The 17,956-nt window shown below is 33.8% G+C and carries 14 protein-coding genes and 1 tRNA gene; 1 reads left to right on the forward strand and 14 read right to left on the reverse strand.

Annotation, left to right across the window (positions count from 1 at the left end; genetic code table 11):
- Window positions 1-12: 12 nt before the first annotated feature.
- The 8 genes from U0D62_RS03730 to U0D62_RS03765 all read right to left on the reverse strand — a co-directional run bounded on the left by U0D62_RS03730 (window position 13) and on the right by U0D62_RS03765 (window position 10,550).
- Window positions 13-468, reverse strand: a complete 456-nt coding sequence (locus tag U0D62_RS03730; protein WP_322193968.1) for a hypothetical protein — start codon at window positions 466-468, stop codon at window positions 13-15.
- A gap of 694 nt (window positions 469-1,162) precedes the next feature.
- A tRNA-Met gene (locus tag U0D62_RS03735) sits at window positions 1,163-1,235 on the reverse strand.
- Between the two features lie 572 nt (window positions 1,236-1,807).
- On the reverse strand, window positions 1,808-1,990 hold the full coding sequence (locus U0D62_RS03740) for a CPXCG motif-containing cysteine-rich protein (protein ID WP_322193969.1): 183 nt from the start codon (window positions 1,988-1,990) through the stop codon (window positions 1,808-1,810).
- A gap of 49 nt (window positions 1,991-2,039) precedes the next feature.
- Entirely contained in the window at window positions 2,040-3,407 is a 1,368-nt protein-coding gene (locus tag U0D62_RS03745) for a TolC family protein (protein ID WP_416135529.1), read from the reverse strand.
- The gene (locus U0D62_RS03750; protein WP_322193971.1) at window positions 3,394-6,606 is read right to left on the reverse strand and encodes an efflux RND transporter permease subunit; all 3,213 of its coding nucleotides are present in this window, start codon (window positions 6,604-6,606) and stop codon (window positions 3,394-3,396) included. Before U0D62_RS03750 ends, U0D62_RS03745 begins: the two co-directional genes overlap by 14 nt.
- 3 nt (window positions 6,607-6,609) lie before the next feature.
- A complete protein-coding gene (locus U0D62_RS03755) occupies window positions 6,610-7,773 on the reverse strand; it encodes an efflux RND transporter periplasmic adaptor subunit (RefSeq protein ID WP_322193973.1) in 1,164 nt (387 codons plus the stop codon).
- Window positions 7,774-7,947: 174 nt separating this feature from the next.
- Complete coding sequence (locus tag U0D62_RS03760; protein WP_322193975.1) at window positions 7,948-8,406, reverse strand: MarR family winged helix-turn-helix transcriptional regulator; 459 nt, start codon at window positions 8,404-8,406, stop codon at window positions 7,948-7,950.
- 218 nt (window positions 8,407-8,624) lie between these two features.
- A complete protein-coding gene (locus tag U0D62_RS03765; RefSeq protein WP_322193976.1) occupies window positions 8,625-10,550 on the reverse strand; it encodes an ABC-F family ATP-binding cassette domain-containing protein in 1,926 nt (641 codons plus the stop codon).
- Between the two features lie 58 nt (window positions 10,551-10,608).
- Here U0D62_RS03765 and U0D62_RS03770 point away from each other — a divergent pair, with 58 nt between their 5' ends.
- Window positions 10,609-10,995, forward strand: a complete 387-nt coding sequence (locus U0D62_RS03770) for a DUF983 domain-containing protein (RefSeq protein ID WP_322193977.1) — start codon at window positions 10,609-10,611, stop codon at window positions 10,993-10,995.
- Here the strand turns inward: U0D62_RS03770 and U0D62_RS03775 are convergent.
- The 6 genes from U0D62_RS03775 to U0D62_RS03800 all read right to left on the reverse strand — a co-directional run bounded on the left by U0D62_RS03775 (window position 10,987) and on the right by U0D62_RS03800 (window position 17,955).
- Entirely contained in the window at window positions 10,987-12,033 is a 1,047-nt protein-coding gene (locus U0D62_RS03775; RefSeq protein ID WP_322193978.1) for an NAD(P)/FAD-dependent oxidoreductase, read from the reverse strand. The two genes, U0D62_RS03770 and U0D62_RS03775, sit on opposite strands and share 9 nt — an antisense overlap.
- Window positions 12,034-12,105: 72 nt before the next feature.
- Entirely contained in the window at window positions 12,106-12,996 is an 891-nt protein-coding gene (porN, locus tag U0D62_RS03780) for a type IX secretion system ring subunit PorN/GldN (protein ID WP_322193979.1), read from the reverse strand.
- Window positions 12,997-13,012: 16 nt separating this feature from the next.
- Window positions 13,013-14,560 carry a type IX secretion system motor protein PorM/GldM gene (gene porM / locus U0D62_RS03785; protein ID WP_322193980.1) on the reverse strand — a complete coding sequence of 516 codons (1,548 nt, stop codon included), beginning with the start codon at window positions 14,558-14,560 and terminating at the stop codon, window positions 13,013-13,015.
- Between the two features lie 42 nt (window positions 14,561-14,602).
- The gene (porL, locus tag U0D62_RS03790) at window positions 14,603-15,229 is read right to left on the reverse strand and encodes a type IX secretion system motor protein PorL/GldL (protein ID WP_322193981.1); all 627 of its coding nucleotides are present in this window, start codon (window positions 15,227-15,229) and stop codon (window positions 14,603-14,605) included.
- Window positions 15,230-15,307: 78 nt separating this feature from the next.
- Window positions 15,308-16,681, reverse strand: coding sequence for a T9SS ring complex lipoprotein PorK/GldK (gene porK / locus U0D62_RS03795; protein ID WP_322193982.1), 1,374 nt, complete (start codon window positions 16,679-16,681; stop codon window positions 15,308-15,310).
- Between the two features lie 110 nt (window positions 16,682-16,791).
- The gene (locus U0D62_RS03800; protein WP_322193983.1) at window positions 16,792-17,955 is read right to left on the reverse strand and encodes a formimidoylglutamase; all 1,164 of its coding nucleotides are present in this window, start codon (window positions 17,953-17,955) and stop codon (window positions 16,792-16,794) included.
- Window position 17,956: the final 1 nt, after the last annotated feature.

Below are 17,956 nucleotides of genomic sequence, written 5' to 3' on the forward strand. Positions count from 1 at the left end.
ATACTTTTTTGTTTACAATCTCTCAAATCCTTTAAGATTTAAAAACTTATGTTTCTCATATAATTTCTCCGCTTTAATTCTTTTTTGTTCTTCCATTACAGATCCAAACTCAACATAATCTGAGATTAATTTAGCTTCTTCTTCACTCAATCCGATTGACAAGTATTTTCTATATACATAAACCCCAGGACATGTACAAACTTCCACACCCCAATCTTCATTGGTGAGTTTACAATTATCCAAATGTTTTTCTAAAGGTTCTTCATCTGATGAATCCAAATCATCCATATTCAATAAATGATCATCAAGATCGTCTTGATTAGAGTAAACGGTTAAAAGATTTTCTAGTTCCTTTTCTTCCTTTTCAAATAATTCGAGAATTTCTTTATAGATATCTTTTTTTGACCTCATATATCCTAAAGGATAATTTACATTACCAACAGCATCTAAAAATATTATTGATACCATATTCTATATTTCCTGAATTTGAGTACTCATCGACAGGAGTACGAAGAATTTTACCTAGCTCTCTTTCATAGACTGTTATTTGTCTATCGAAATCAAAATTCGACAATTTATGTTCTATGACTTTTTAAGGTAGGTGAGTTTATCTGAAATCATTTCTACAGTTTTCACACTTTATTACATACAAATTTAATTAATAAGAAAATTGAATTCTTTTTACTATTTAATTCTCAAAAACTATGATAGTTTCAATTAAATACAGCTCGGTCGGGTAGTCCACCCTCAGGTTCTGATTTTATGATAATTCAAAATTCAATATCTACGTCCAAAAATCACCCCATACTCCTGTTAACCAATCATTTGTATAAAAAAGACAAGTTATTAAGATCTAATTCAATTTAGCAAAAAAAGCTCTCAGAGTTAAAAATCGAAATTTGCGGTACGTAATACGGTACGTAAATATTAAGAATAACAATGACTATAAACAAAAAACAACCCATTCAAAATGAAGAGGTTACCTGTTGTAACGGGAACAGGATTAACTCCTTACAGTCGTTGGACCTTTGGGGTGTGTTTGTACAAAGAAAACCAGCGATGCAGAGCATCATATACTTTTTTATACCCTACAATCTTTGATGCACAGCATCAGATTTTCGGGTATAAAAAAACCAGTTGTTTTCACAACTGGTTTTCTTCGTAGCGGGAGCAGGACTCGAACCTGCGACCTTCGGGTTATGAGCCCGACGAGCTGCCTACTGCTCTATCCCGCGCTATTGGACGGCAAATATACAACCTTTTTTAGTTTCGCAAAGCATTATTACAAAAAACTAATAATCTTTTTACACAAACATTTCTTACCTATTGATTTTAAACCACATAGTCATCAAAAAAATATTTAATAATTAATCGTGTATTAAACATTCCTCGTTATCATCAAGCTAATTGGATTCTAATTCTTGTCAGAATTGTGGGTTGAGCGTGCTTTGTAATGAGTAAAACTCTTTTTATACTAATAAAAAAAGGTTGATGAATTTCATCAACCTCTTATGCTTATGACGTGCTAAGTTTGGTTCGGGGCAACACTGTCAGGTTTAATACAAAGACAGTTATAAGATTAGTAGGTCGAGAGCTAATCGGGGTTGTTAGAAACGACCTACCGTATTTTTTATATGTTTTTAATCGTTTATTTCTCTTTGATTACATTACAAAGATGGCAAAACTTCTAGCGCTACTGTATTTATTTCGATAAGCTGAATAATAAGTATCGATGAATGGTTGTAATCTTAAGGTGAATCCTTTATTTATAGGAATTGAGTTACTTGTTAATGGTTTTTACCTTACTCTATTGCTCAATATTAATTGCTTCAAAACTTATTAGTTCTCTATCTTCAAATCTAGGATGTAATTGGATTGGGTTACAACACACTTCGCAATCTTCTACATATATCTGATTGGTAACTGAGGGATCCAGAAGCATTGAAATTTCTTCCCAGCAATACGGACATTGAAAAAAGTGTTCAAACATATATCCTCATTATTAATTCGTCATCATCTTTAGAAAAATCACAAAAAGATTAGAAATCTATATTTAATAACTGCCCTGTAAGTTGCAGCAATTGAAGTTCTGCTAGCTTTGCATCATACTTAGCTAAATTTTTATTGGTTTGAGCGTTGATTAAGTTAATCTGAGCTTGTCTAAACTCTATAGAGGTGATCTGCCCAAGTTTAAAGCGTTCGCGCGAGCGTTCAAAATTATTTTGATTGGTTATTACGTTCTGTTGTTGAATCCCATACACCTTTAATCGGTTCTCATAATTACCCAATGCATTAGCAATATCTCTTTCTACTTGTGATGTAATCTGACCCTTTAACAACTCTTGATTATCCAGTGCTATTTTGGCATTTTTCACTCTAGTAATCGTTCCCCCACCATCAAAAATATTCCATGTTAAACTTACTCCTCCTGCCAATGTATAGGTATCTGCTACGTTACCTGGAAAAAAGGCTGATGGAGGGTTTCTTGACTGATTCCAGCCGTAAGATCCGGTTAGCCCTACACTTGGCAAGTATCCAGATTTACTTACTTTAAGATCATAATTACTGATACGTATATTGCTCTGGTTTTGAAGTAGTGTTACATTGTTTTCTGTGGCTTTTTCTAAATAATCATTCAACTCTAACTCAGATGTAAATTTTATAGTGGTATCTACCTCAAATTGTTTTTCTAATTCTTCGTTTAGAATAATGTTTAAATCTCGCTTGGTATTAAACAGCTGTTGCCTGGTATTTAATAAATTAATACTATCATTAGCAACATCTACCTGAGCATTCAACACATTTAACTTGGTATTTTGACCATACTCAAACTGATAATTAGATCTGGTAACTCTCTCCTGTGAAATCTCTAATGTTTCTTCTAAAATATCAATATTCTCTGACAATCGAGCTACTTCATAATAAATTGTAAACAACTGTAAAATGGTATTTTCAATTGTTTCTCTAGCTTGTAATTCGGTCAGGTTATACTGTTCTTTTAATCGCTTATAATTGTAGTAACGTCCTAATCCATCAAACAGGGTATAATTAAGATTTAATCCAGCATTATAACGTTGCGTTTCTGCATCATCAATTTCAACATCTGGTCGTAACTCACCAGTATTGGGATCCAGAGCTCCTTGAAAAGAGGTGTTTGAACTGGCTGATTGGTAATTTGCACCTGCATTTCCTGATAAACTCGGTAAATACCCTGAATTTAAAACTCCTTTATTATTCTTTGCAACTTCAATATTATTTGTTGCTATCAATATCCCAAAATTATTTTCTAATGTGAGTCTGATAGCTTCTTCTTTGGTTAACTGTTGAGCAAGTATAGTTCCCGAAGTCAACATTAGCAAGACAACCAGATTGAGGATGTATTTGCTCTTATTTTTAATGCTCTTCATTTTCTTCTTTTTGTTCTTTTATTGCTCGTTCTACTTCTTCTTTTGTGATTTTGTTACCTGTATACAGCCATTTTGCTCCTACTTTTATATTATTATTGAATGATAAGAATAATGGTAAAACTAGTAGTGTAAGTACTGTGGCAAAACCAATACCGTATGCAATCGAAATTGCCATGGGTATTAAGAATTTTGCTTGGCGACTTGGTTCAAAAATCAATGGTGCTAATCCAGCTATGGTTGTAAGAGAGGTTAGGAAAATAGCTCTGAAACGTGATCGTCCTGCTTCATATATCGCCTCATCAAAACTTAACCCATCTCTTAAGTTACTATTAAATTTACCGATAAGTACCAAACCGTCATTTACCATAATACCTATCAATGCAATAATCCCTAGAAGTGATAGCAAGTTAATAGAAAATCCGTGTGCCCAATGTCCCAAAGCTACTGCAGGTAAACTTAAAGGTATCAGTAACAGTAGTAATAATGGTTGGCTATAGCTTCTAAATGTAAAAGCAATAGTTATATAAATCAATACTAATACTGTTAGACCAACTGGCCCCAAGGATCCCAGGAATTTTCCTGCTTCTCTATTTTGCCCTTCATATGAAGGTGTTACTGTAGGATACTTTGAAAGAATCTCTGGCATAGTAACTGTTCTTATTTCAGTTAAAATATCGGTAGAACTGGTCGTTTCTGGGTCTTTAAGATCAGCAGAAATCTGAATTTCTCTTCGTCCATCTAAATGATTAACTGCTACATCACCACGTTCTATACTATAGTTAGCAATTTCTGTAAGTGGTATTCGGTTTCCAGAAGGCGTACTAATACGCATATCCTCAAGATCAGCTATAGAGGAACGATTATCTCGATCATAACGTACCCAAACCCTTATCTCGTCCTGTCCTCTTTGAAAACGTTGTGCCTGGACACCAAAAAAACCAGATCTTACTTGTCTCATCACATCTGTGAGATTTAAGCCCAACAAATAAGCACTTTCTTTAAGCTGTAATTTGATTTCTTTTATACCCGCAGGGTCATTATCAGTAACATCTTTTAATAATGAATTAGCTACCAATATATCTTTTAATTCCTTTTTTGCTGCTTTTAGCTCTGCTATATTATTTCCTAATAAGGATACAGAAACTGGTCTTCCTCCAAAATTACCTCCACTTCCGTATACTAAACTCTCTACGCCAATAACTTCTCCCATTTTCTGACGGATACTATTAGCAACTAACGAGGAAGAAACCTCATTAGGGCGATCTTCTCCTGGCAAAAGATTTACCACAAGCGATGCCGTAGAAGATCCAGGACCTCTATTACTAATTATATTTTTGAACAGGTTTTTGCCTTGATATATTGGGTCTTTTAAATACTCTTCTGTGAGTTCCCGATCTACTTCTACTGCTCTTTTTTCTATTAATGAAATAATACTATCCGTTGTTCTTTCATTAGTACCATTAGGCATTTCTAGATTAATTCGTAACTGATCACTGGCAACCTGAGGAAAAATAGAAGTACGCACAATTCCTCCTCCTATAGTTCCAATAGTTAATAACAGCAGAACAACAAAAAAGGAAAACGTAAAAAACTTATAATTAAGAGCAAAACGCAGTAGCGGGCTATAGAGTTTGTCTCTCAACCATCGCATAATACGATCTCCGAATGTATTAATATATCGCAACTTGGCAAACAATTGTCCAATAGTTGTCTTAGGTTTTGACTGTTGAGTTTTTAAAGCTTTTGAATGCGCCAAATGTGCTGGTAAAATAATTAAAGCTTCTATCAGAGATACTGCCAATGTAAGAATTACAATTACAGAGACTTCTCCAAAAAACTCTCCGATTTGCCCATCCAGAAACAAAAAAATACTGAATGCTAATATCGTAGTTACTATTGCTGAAACTATAGGAGGTATAACTTCCATCGTTCCATCGATAGCTGCTTGTACCGGGCTTTTACCTTTTTCATAATGTTGATAGATATTTTCTGCAATTACTATCCCATCATCCACGAGGATACCAATCACGATAATCATCCCAAATAGTGATAATACATTGATGGTAACATCAAACTGTCCGGCAAAAATGAACATTCCTAAAAAAGCAACAGGCAATCCAAATGCAACCCAAAATGCCAAACGAGTATTGAGGAATAGTGATAGAAAAATCAACACCAAAATCATCCCGATGATTGCATTTTCAGTTAGAAGCTCAGTACGTTGTACTAAAGTGATTGATCGATCACTAATAACATTTAACTGAACATTATTATATTTCTGATTAAAATCCTCGATATATGCTTTTACATTTTCTGCAGATGATATTAAGTCTTCTGTATTAGTACTGGTTATTTGTACATCTACAGCCAGATCTCCATTAAAATATGTAGCATTCGGTGTTTCTGAAAAACGATCTCGTATTTGGGCTACATCTTTTAATCGTATTGTACGTCCTGAAAGGTCAGTTCTTACTATTAAATTAGATAATTCGCTTCCGTAATACGAACGATTATTTGCTCTAATCAGATATTCTTCAGCTTCAGTTTTAATCGTTCCTCCTGTAGTCAATATATTAGCCTGACTCACTGCCTGAGATACTTGATTAAAACTTAGATTATACGCCAATAAACTATTTTCATCTACAGCAATCTCAATTTCTTCTTCTGGATATCCTGAAATAGTAATTTGAGAAATTCCGTCAATGGCTCTCAGGTCATTTTCGATCTGACGACTAATTTGTTTCAAGGTCGCAAGAGATATTTGCTTACCACTTACTGCAAAGTTTATAGTGGGTCGTACTGCTTCTCGCTTTGCAACAACCAATGGTTCCATTCCGGTAGGAAAAGAAGGAACGCGATCTACTGCATTTTTAACCTCCAACAACATAAAATCAACGTCTTTTCCTTTTTCAATTTCGACATTGATCGTTCCACTATTTTCTCTGGAAGTAGAAGTTACTCGCTCTACACCTTGTAATCCTTTTAAATTATCTTCTATCTTAAGAACGATACCTTCTTCTACCTCTAACGGTGAAGCTCCTGGATAAGTTATATTAATTGATATATTTTTAGAATCACTTAATGGAAAAAACGAAGACTTTAACGCCAGTGCTCCAGCAATACCAAAAATAAAAAATGCGATTACTACAACATTTACTGCAACATGGTATTTGATAAAATAAGCAATAATTTTGCGCATAGGTTATTGGTTTTTATTAGTATACGCAGGCTTCTGATTAGATCTTGCCTTACTACTCTTTTCTTCATACACCCTGACTAACATACCAGCATATGCACCAGGAACGCTTTTTGTAACAATAATGGTTTCTTCTGGAACTCCTTTGATCACCACTTTTTTATCAGAAAAATAAACTGGATCCACATTAATGATATCCAAAATACTATCTCTTACCACAAAGATTTTATTTTCTTCTTGTAAAAGATTTCTATCTATTTCTATAGCATCTTTTTCATTCCTGGTATTTAGATTTGCCTCTAGATACATTCCTTCTCTTAAAGAAGCATCTTTTACTTCTATAAAAGTAGTAATGGTCTGTGACGCTTGATCTACTCTACCATTAATTCTGGATACTGTTCCTGTAAAGGTTTTAGTTTTATTAAGATTGGATAGCATTACAGATTCGCCTTCTTTAAGCAAATCACTATATTCTTTTCCGATCGCTACTTCCATTTCATATACCCTGGTATCTATAAACTCGCCTAATTTCTGACCTTGGCGTATAAGGGTTCCTTCTGTTACTAAAGCTTCTGCCAAAACGCCATCAAAAGGAGCAGAGATTACATATTTTGCTAATCGCTGCTCAAGGTTTTTGACATTATAATAGGTCGAATAAATATTTCTTCCTGTTATAAAATATTTTTCTTTTTCTGAGGTAGTTTCCGGAAGTTCGGGAGTCGCTTTGTCCATATCAAAATTGGTCAGGTAGTTCTGCCATTTATCATAGATTTCAGGATAATCTAATCGCAAATCTGGCATTATTGAAGTAACCAAATTATATAGATTACTTTTTGCCGATTGCACGGTTGCATAATACTCAGAAGCATCGATACGAATCAGTGCCTGCCCTCTCTGATATTTTTGTCCTGTTTTAAAAAGTTTTGTTCCTCCTTTAAAAATACCCTGAACTTCAGAAAACAGCTCTAATCTCCTTTTGGCAGTTAGATTTCCGTTTGCAGTTATTTGAATAGGTATTACCTTATTTTTTACGGTATCTACAAAAACAGTTTTGACAACTTTGGATGGTTTAGGTTTTGGTCTTCTTTTACTATCAATTATCATCTTGGCACCAAATACGGCACCTATAATCAATATTAATCCAAGGATAGAAAGTATAGTTTTTCTCATAATTCATTTAGCAAGTTCAGACATTGTCTTGAAAAGTGCTACAAAACTATCAACATCAGGAGTCGCTTGCAGTTAAAGAAGTCATAAAAAGTAAAACACCTTATTTACTAATCGACTAAAACGAAAAAAACACCTACGAGATAGGTGTTTTTTATGATCAAATTATGTGTATTCTTATTCTTCTGCTATCTCTGCAATTTTAGATTTTACCTTTTTAAGAGTAGCAATTAAAGTTTCTATTTCTTCTTCGGTAAGACTTTCTTGTACTGCAGGGATCAAATCATACATTATTGGTTGTACGGTTTGAATTATTTCTTTTCCATGATCTGTTAGAAAAATACGATTAACTCTTCTGTCATTTTCATCACTTCTGCGGACTACAAGGTCTTTACTTTCCATAGAATTCACCAAACGAGTCATTGATGTTTTATCTCTATGAGTTATAAAAGCCAAGTCATTTTGTGGTTGCCCATCATTAACATTAAGACGTTTTAACACACTCCACTCTTCTTTGGATAAATCAATATTATTTTCTTGAAATGCTTTCTGAACTAAAAATCCAAAATCGTAATGAATTTTACCTACCCAGGATAACGCATGTGCATTTAGATCTATGGCTTTTGTACTATTCATAAATATTATTATTTAAATTTCAAACGCAAAAATATTCATAAAATTCTAGTTGTACCTGATGCTAACGATAAAAATATCACAAATATAAACTGTCGATTTTTACACAGTTTTGACACAGCCAGCTCTTAATTATCAAATTCTTAAAAAAGAAAAACTATATTATCAGATCTTTATTTTGAAACTAAAATATTATTAATTTCGTAAATCTTGACCTTATCTTACTCATTTGCCAGGGAGTCTATTTCTTCCTGTAAAACTTCCCAATCTTCCATTAATTTTGCCAGATCATCCTTTTTTGCTTGATATTTATCAAAAAAATCAGGTTTTGCTATCGTTTCATCATAATTAATTGCTAACTCTACATCAATATCCTTAATTTCTTTTTCAAGTTTATTGATTTTGGCCTCTACATTACTCAACTTATTATTTAATGATTTGAGTTTTTTCTGATCTTCATAAGATTGTTTTGCACCTTGTTTGGTGTCTGGAACTGTTTTATCTACTTGTTTATCCTTTTTCTCTATCTCTCTAAGATCTTCTACCTTGCGCTGTTCTAAATAGAAATCTATATCTCCCAAGTATTCTTTGATGTTCTTATTTTTAAATTCGTACACCGTATTTGTTAATCCCTGAAGAAAATCTCTATCATGAGACACTAGAATCAAAGTTCCTTCAAAACTCTTTAACGCTTCTTTTAGTACATTTTTTGATTTAATATCCAGGTGATTGGTAGGTTCATCCATCACCAGCACATTAAATGGCTCTAAAAGCATCTTACATAATGCTAATCGATTGCGCTCTCCTCCTGAAAGAACTTTTACCTTTTTATCTACTTCATCTCCTCTAAAGAGAAATGCTCCCAGCATATCTCTAACCATACTTCGGTTTTTTTCGTTAGCAGCATTAACCATCGTTTCATGAATGGTGATTTCTCCATCCAGGTATTCTGATTGGTTCTGAGCAAAATATCCAATCTGCACGTTATGTCCCAATTTTAAAGCTCCTACATGTGATATTTCGTCAATTATAATTTTTGCCAAAGTAGATTTACCTTGTCCGTTCTGCCCTACAAATGCAATTTTTGCTCCTCGTTCAACTAAAAGGTCGATATTTTTAAGAATCTCTTTTTCTCCATAAGATTTTCCTATTGCATCTGCTTCTATAACCACTTTTCCTGGTTGAACACTAACAGGAAAACTTACATTCATCACCGCATTATCATCTTCATCGACTTCTATACGCTCTATTCTATCTAATTTTTTAATCAGAGACTGCGCCATAGAAGCTTTTGATGCTTTGGCTCTAAATTTTTCTATTAGCTTCTCTGTCTGTTCAATCTGTTTGGATTGATTCTTCTGAGTCGCCAATTGCTGCTCACGCATTTCTTTACGAAGTACCAGATATTTAGAATACGGCTTATTATAGTCATAAATACGGCCTAATGAAATCTCTATGGTGCGATTAGTAACATTATCCAAAAACATTTTATCGTGAGATACTATAACCACAACGCCTGAGTAGTTTTTTAAAAAACCTTCTAGCCAAATAATCGACTCTATATCCAAATGGTTTGTAGGCTCATCCAGCAATAAAACATCATTGTTTTGAAGTAACAATTTAGCCAACTCAATTCGCATTCTCCATCCTCCAGAAAATGTATCGGTTAATCGTTCAAAATCTTCTCTTTCAAATCCTAAACCTTGTAATACTCTTTCTGTTTCTCCTTGATAATTATATCCACCCAAAATCTCATAATGATGTGTCAGGTCGCTTAGTGTTGTAATCAATTGATTATAACTTTCACTTTCATAATCAGTGCGCTCTGCTAGCTGGGTATTAATATCATCTATTTCTCTTTCTATTCTTTTGATATCAATAAACGCTTCATAGGCTTCTTCTAATACTGTTCTACCTTGAGTAAAATCAATATCTTGTTTTAAAAAACCTATCTTCACTTCTTTATCCATAGCAATTTGACCAGAATCAGGTTCTTGCTCTTTGGATAAAATTCTGAGCATTGTAGATTTACCAGCTCCATTCTTTCCTATCAATCCTACTCGATCGCCTGCATTCAATCTAAAGCTTATTTCTTCAAATAAGTATTCTCCCCCAAACGAAATCGATAAGTTATGTATGTTTAACATCAGCTTTTGAATATTTTGTGCAAAGATGATTAATTTTGTGTTAGCATAAAAGTAGCTTATGAACTTCTTAAAAGGAACCAAAATTTATAGCATTATAACTGGTCGTTGTCCCGTTTGCCAGGAAGAAAGTATGTACAAAACGGCTAATCCTTATCAATTAAGTCAAACTTTAAAAATGCAGGAACGTTGTAGCCATTGCAACACTAAATATAAAATAGAACCTTCTTTCTTTTACGGAGCCATGTATGTAAGTTATCCCGTAGGTATTATTTTTGCCGGAATGGCTTTTGTGATTGCAAATTTCTTTTTTAAACTTAGTTTATTAACCACCTTTTTTGTGATTGCAGGAACTATGATAATTTCGCTTCCAATCATTCTAAGGTTATCCCGAAATATTTGGATTAACTTTTTTCTACATTATGGGCAGAAAAAACATTTATCCTAACTTTTCAAAACGTCTGATATCTATTTCTATATCTAAGGGGATTCCTTTATGAATATAGTTATATAACTGTGATGCCATAGATGGTGTCATAATTATACCTCTGCTTCCTAAGCCATTTAATATATGAACCTTGGAATATTCGGGATGTGTTCCTACAAGCGGTCTTCTATCCTTTACAGTAGGTCGAATTCCTGCAACTTGATCTACTATTTCATATGGTGTTTTAAGAAATGTTTTTAGTTTTTTTTCGATCTCTATTTTTGCCAATGAGGTAGTATCTTGAGAATTATCTTTATTATTATATGTAGCTCCTACTTTATATAAATTTTCACCCAAAGGAATTATAAATACAGAAGACTTTACCGCTTCTTTTAATTCTAATTCTGAAGATTTAATTACAATATACTCTCCTTTATTTCCATAAAGTGGTAGATAATTAAATAACGGATTCTTAGTTACTCCATACCCCTCTGTAAAAACTATATTACGGGCTTCATTTCCTTTATATTCTATTGTTTCTTTTGAAATATTTAGATCTTCATGTTTAAACGATTTCCTTATCAACAGATCTTTTTTTTCTAGATATTGCGCATAACAAGCAAGCATTTTTTGAATATTAATCCTTCTTGTATCTTTTACCCTTCCATAATGATAAGGTATATCTAGAGCTATATTAGTATTTGATATCAAATCTGAAGAAAGAAACTTATTTAAAATAGGTTTGTCACAAGCCTCAAACCACATATTCTGCTCTTCTATAGAATTAAATCTTCTAAGAACAGGGAGATCAAAAACCAATGATTCTTGAAGTTTTTTTTCAATACCTCTATAAAAAGGCAATGCAATTTCAGTTTGCTCCTGAGCTTTCCAGGCGGCGGTAAATCTTTTTAATATTATTGGATTATATAAGCCTCCTGCCACCCTTGAAGATTTCTGAGAGTAATCTTCATATACTAAATAGGATTTCCCATTCCTTTCTAGTTGCTCTACAAAAGACAGTCCTGCTAATCCAAATCCTACTACAATATAATCTACCATAGGCCAAAAATAACAAAACGCTCAACAGTTGTTGAGCGTTTTGTAAACTAATATTATTAAGAATACTGAAGCTTAGTAACTCCACATATCCATTTCAAAATTTCTAATACTCTCTTTAATACGTTCACTTTCCAGCAATTGCATTAAAGCATTATCTACTATATAATCCTTAATCTCCCGGTCACCTTGTTCATTATCTTCTTTATAGATAATTGAATTAAATCGCCGTGCATTAAGAATATGATCATAAGTAAATGGAAATGACGTATTCCTGCGATTAAAAGCTTTTGAATTATGAAGTATCTCTCTTACATCAGGATACCATATCCAAAATAACGCAACCATATCTGGCTCATCGTCATCAATAAAGTTAACATCTGGTGCTACAGGTGCTATACCTAGCAATCTGTACCTTAATTCTCCTTGACGTTTATCAAAGTACCAGTATCCTCTAATTTTATATTCTGCAATATCAGCTGCAGAAATCTCTCTTCTATTGATATACTGAGGATCTACTTCTTCACCAGCATTATACTGCTCATATCCTAAGTCTGTAGTATCTGTTCTTGATAATGTGGTTTCAAGATCTTGAAAAGTACGAGTCTCAGTAAAATATGAATCAGAGTACATATTTTTAATCTTACCGTTTTTGATATTAGAAATCAAAACATCATACAATGAACGACGATGAGAACCAATATTATTAGTATCTATAGGATAATACAAAGGAAAATTGATACGCTCATCAAGGTCAATAGTTTCCCAAGTAGTTTTAGCCCATAACACATCACGCTCATCAACATATCCATATTCTAAAGGATGGTCATTATCATTTTTGATTTGCTGTTCTGTCTTCTTTCCTATTTCATCAGGATTATTTGCGTTCAGGACATTTGCCTGACCGTAAGAAGATAATGTTATGAATAGGCCAAAAACGGCTACTAAAAAATTTCTCAAATTCATAATCAATAATTTGTTTTTAGTTTGTTAACTCCACAATTACCGGAGATATCTTCTTCAATTTATATGAAGCGTTCGTAGTTAACCGTGCTTTAATATCAATGATCTGCACTGTCGAACCTCTCTTGGCTCTACGTAGAGCTGATTTTGCTTTGGCATTTAATCTTCCTCCATTCACCTGAACAGTAGGTTGACCTTCTACTTTAAACTTAAAATTGGTAACTTTAAGTTTTATATCAAAATCAAAATCTGGTAATATTGCCCCAATCGAAGCTATTGAAAGAGCGTTCTTAGCCATCTTAGTAGAACCATCTTCTCCACGAACAGTACCTACTGGTCTAGGAATATCTTTAATTCTAAATTTCTTGCTATCACTTACGGTAGTACCATTTGCAAGTTTACCACTAACTTTAATACTTACCTCTCTAGCTTTAACTGTAGTAACATTCATCGTATACTTACCTGCACCACCTGCTTTTTTAAGTCCAGGTGCAGAAGCATTTACATTTGGTACTCCAGGGATAGAAATCGTCATCGGATTGCTAACTCCACGGTATACTACATTCATTTTATCAGCAGAAATAACCGCTGAATTAGGTCTTGGAATTACCGTATAAGAACTTTTAATTGGGATAGGAATAACTTCACCACCTTCTTTAAATTCTAAAACACCTTCTATGTCTCTTTCTCCAACATTTCCTGCTGGGAAATCTAACATAATCTGTCCGTTCTGAACATCTGTTTGCTCTTTACCATTTACTGTAACTTTGGTAGGCTTCAAAGTAGCGTCAAAACGACCTAGAACAATTCTTCCTTTAAATTTTTCACCACTAAAGAAAGCTGTTTTATCTGCAACTACAATCGCCTCGTAGTTACTAAAAGATAATTCTGATGCTTGTTGTCCTGCTAATAATGCAGATAACACTTTACTTTCAGTTGTCTTAACATCAGCTTGCATTTGAGTAAGCTTTGTAACAGAAGCTACAAGTGGGAAACCGTTGTAATTATAAAATAACCAATCTTTTTTCACACCATCTCTATCTTTAACTTCATCCGTGCTAAAAAACTTAACAACGTCATCAGCTACTTGAGGGTCTACTTCTTTTACAGAACGTATCGCCGTCGATACTCCATCTCTATAGGTAGCGATTTTAGCTAAAAATTCATCTGCTGCTGCTGTATTCTTTCCTCCTTGAAAAAACTTAAGATCTAATTGATCTGGACGATCCATTGTTTCATAATCCGTAGGATCATCTAATCCTTCTGTTAATTCACTTTTTAATTGATCGATATAAGCGTTAAACTCATTAGAAAGCTTGCTTATCTCATCAGCTTTTTCTTTTAGTGGAGTATATTTTTCTGGTTGTTCTGAAACTTTTTCAGCCAGACCAGCCATAAATGCATTATTACGTTCAGTAGCAATTGTATTAGAAGAAGATAATTTTTCATTCATCAAGCCAAAAGCTGATAAAACCTCCTTTGACATGTTTAATGCCATCATTGCTATAAATACCAAGTACATAAGATTGATCATCTTCTGCCTTGGGGATAATTTTCCTGCTGCCATATTCTTTGTAAGTTTTGGTAGTTATTATATACTTTCTAAATGTTAACTTCTGTTCATTGCTGTTAACATACCACCATATACTCCATTAAGAGAAGACAGGTTACTAGACAGACTCTTCATTTGCTCTTCAAGTGCTTTAGCATTTTCAGCAATTGCTTGATTCGCTTCAGCTTGTTTTGCAGAAGATTCTAACTGAACTTTATATAAACCGTTTAAAGACTCTAAGTGAGATGCTGCAGTAGCCATTTCTTCACTATACTTCTTAGTACCTTGAATCGCATCTATACTTGGAGCTATACCTTTTGCAGCTCCTTCAAAGTTACGAATACTGTCTCCAAGGCTATTCATTAAACTTGTATCTAATCGAGCCTCTTTAAGCATATCGTCTAATTTCTTAGATAATAATCCTTCTGGAGTTTCTTTTTCTTTTTTGTCTTTTTTGTTTCCTCCTGCTAGTTCTGGATACACCAAAGACCAATCTAAATCTTCGTCTACAGGTTCAAATGCAGAAACAGTAAATACTAATGCTTCTGTGATCAAACCAATAATAAGCATCTCATTTCCGAATTTCCAGTGCATAATTTTAAAAAGTGCTCCTAGAATTACGATGGCCGCTCCGAGACCATATACCATGTTCATTAACTTCTTGCTTGATTTTGAATTTGCCATAATAAATGTGTTTAGTTTTTTTTAAATTTAAATTAATTAAAAAAGGGTTAGTAATTAAGTTGATAGAAAATTTTGGGACTAATTTTGATTTTGAGTATTATCTTCTCCAGTTACGTCAGTACCCATATAGTCCTGAACGGTTCTGAATCCAATATAACTTCTTGCAGAGTCTGAATATTCGTAATCTCGTGTGCTTACCTGTAGGAAATAAGCAACATCTTTCCAAGACCCTCCACGTACAACTTTACGTTTATTTTGATCATCATTGACATTTGGATTCATTGATGATACATATTCATATGCTGCAGGATCGTAGGATGATTGTACCCACTCAGAAACATTTCCTGCCATGTTATATAGATTATAATCGTTTGGATCAAACGAATCTGCTTCTACAGTATATAAAAAGTTGTCTGCCGCATAGTTTCCTCGTAAAGGCTTAAAGTTTGCAAGGAAACAACCTCTGTCGTTCAAAGCATAAGGTCCACCCCAAGGATAAGTAGCTGATTCCAACCCTCCTCTTGCGGCATACTCCCATTCAGCCTCTGTAGGAAGTCTGAAATAGTTTACAAATTCTTTGTTACGTTTTCTCTGATAAGAGTTCTTTTCGATTGTTCTCCAGGTACAAAAAGCTTTTGCTTGCTCCCAGGAAACTCCAACTACTGGATAATCATCATAAGAGCTATGCCAGAAATAGTCATTATGCATTGGCTCATTATATGAATAGTTAAAATCTTTGATCCAAACTGTAGTATCAGGATATACCTCTATTACAGTTTCTTTTACGAAGTCTTTTCTTCTTCCTTTTTTAGCACGTGCTGCCGCTTGAATATCCATCCAAGTAAATCTAAACTTGAAATTACTTACATCAAACGAACGTCTACCGTTATAAGATTCTTCTAACGGGATATATAAGGAATCCATTACTTCTGAATAAAATTCGTCTGGATAATCTTCTGTATCCCATACGATATCTATATCTTTATTAAGCTTTCTTCCTTCATATCCTGTCTCTCCTGTACCACTATAGTTATCGTACATGTATTTTTCATAGACAGTCATCTCCTCGGTATTAGCATCTAAGAACGCATATTCTCCGATACCATCATCACCAGGGGTTTTTCCCATGTCATCAGCCATAATAGCCAACTTCATTCGGATTGTAGAATCACGTACCCAACGAACAAATTGTCTATATTCACTGTTAGTAATTTCTGTCTCGTCCATGTAGAAAGAGCGGACGGTAACTGTTTTTGTCGGCGCATTAGATAATGCCGCCTTGTCATCGTCTGACTTACCCATAATGAAAGATCCTCCGGGGATGAGGGCCATTCCATAAGGCTTTTCAGGATGCCATTTTTTACCCTGTACTCCTATTAGTTCTCCACGGTTTCCACCGCCACAACTATAGAGCATTGCTACAATAGCAAAGAGTGATACAAATTTCTTCATAACGTGTTTTAGGTTAAGATCTTCTAGATTTAAGGTCGTAAACCTATTTATTTATTTCCAGAAAAACAATTTTTTTCCAAAAAAAACCTTAAATCCTCTTAATAAAAATGTTAAACTTCGTTTTTTCGTTTCGCCTTATACCATCTTTCAGGTATTTCTTGATTACAAGCACGCTCATAATCGTTGTATGTGCAAGGTAATAACGTATGTCTTTTCAATTTATTATTACCAGATGAAATAAATGGTATTTCTATCCACCATCTTTCTGTTTTTGTGCTTTTATAAAATGACAAAATATCATCATCTACAGGAACGCTATAATGCAACGTTCCTGGTTGATTTTTTATATTAAGCTCATCAGAACGATAATTTACACCTTCAATAAAATACCAAATGATTTGAGCGATTAACAATGAAGTGGTTTCTTCAAGTTTAAAATTCTTGAATTCGTAGATTCCAAAACTTTTTACTTTATCGCTAATTCCTGCATATCTTGATATAGCACAAATCTCCCTACCATCAAAACCATTAGGTGATGCCTTTGAGCTATTAAGAGCTTTGGAACTTACAGCTCTTAAATCCATGGATACAATATCTGCATCACGCATAATTGGCTCTACAACTGTAACATCTGATATCACCTCACCTAAACGACAAGCATCAAAATATAATTTTTCTATAAGATCAATTTCTTCTTGAGCATTGAAATAAGTTTGATATCCTATATTACTATAGTTAAATAAATTATAAGGCTGTTCTACTATTATTTTACCTACAAAAGATGTATTAGTAATTGGTTGAGATGAATTACCTAAATCAAATTTACTATCTACATTAACCAGGTTAACCATTCTTTCTAAAATATCAAACGCTCTATATTGGGCATAGGTAAGATCCTGACTCCCTCCTAATATAATAGGTATAATATTTTTTTGTAATAATGTAGACACCACCTCTTGAATCAGGTAATAGGTATCACTAACTTCGTTTCCTGGAGTAATATCTCCAAGATCTGCAATTGCGGTATTCCAGTTTCCAGGAAATAGATCATATAAAGATTTGCGAATGGTATCAAAATGTAATTGCTCTCCCAAGTAGTTCTCATCATTTCTGTTTTCCCGAACTCCAAGGATAGCAATTTTTACATTATTCAAATCCGGAACTCCTTCATCAGCAGTATGAACCCTTATTTGTTTCCCTAATGCATAATCCGGAACTAGCGCGGTATGAGCAGCAACAATATCACTAACTGGTGACAAAAATTCAAAAGACATA

It is taken from the genome of Aquimarina callyspongiae (assembly GCF_034322225.1).
Lineage (GTDB): Bacteria > Bacteroidota > Bacteroidia > Flavobacteriales > Flavobacteriaceae > Aquimarina.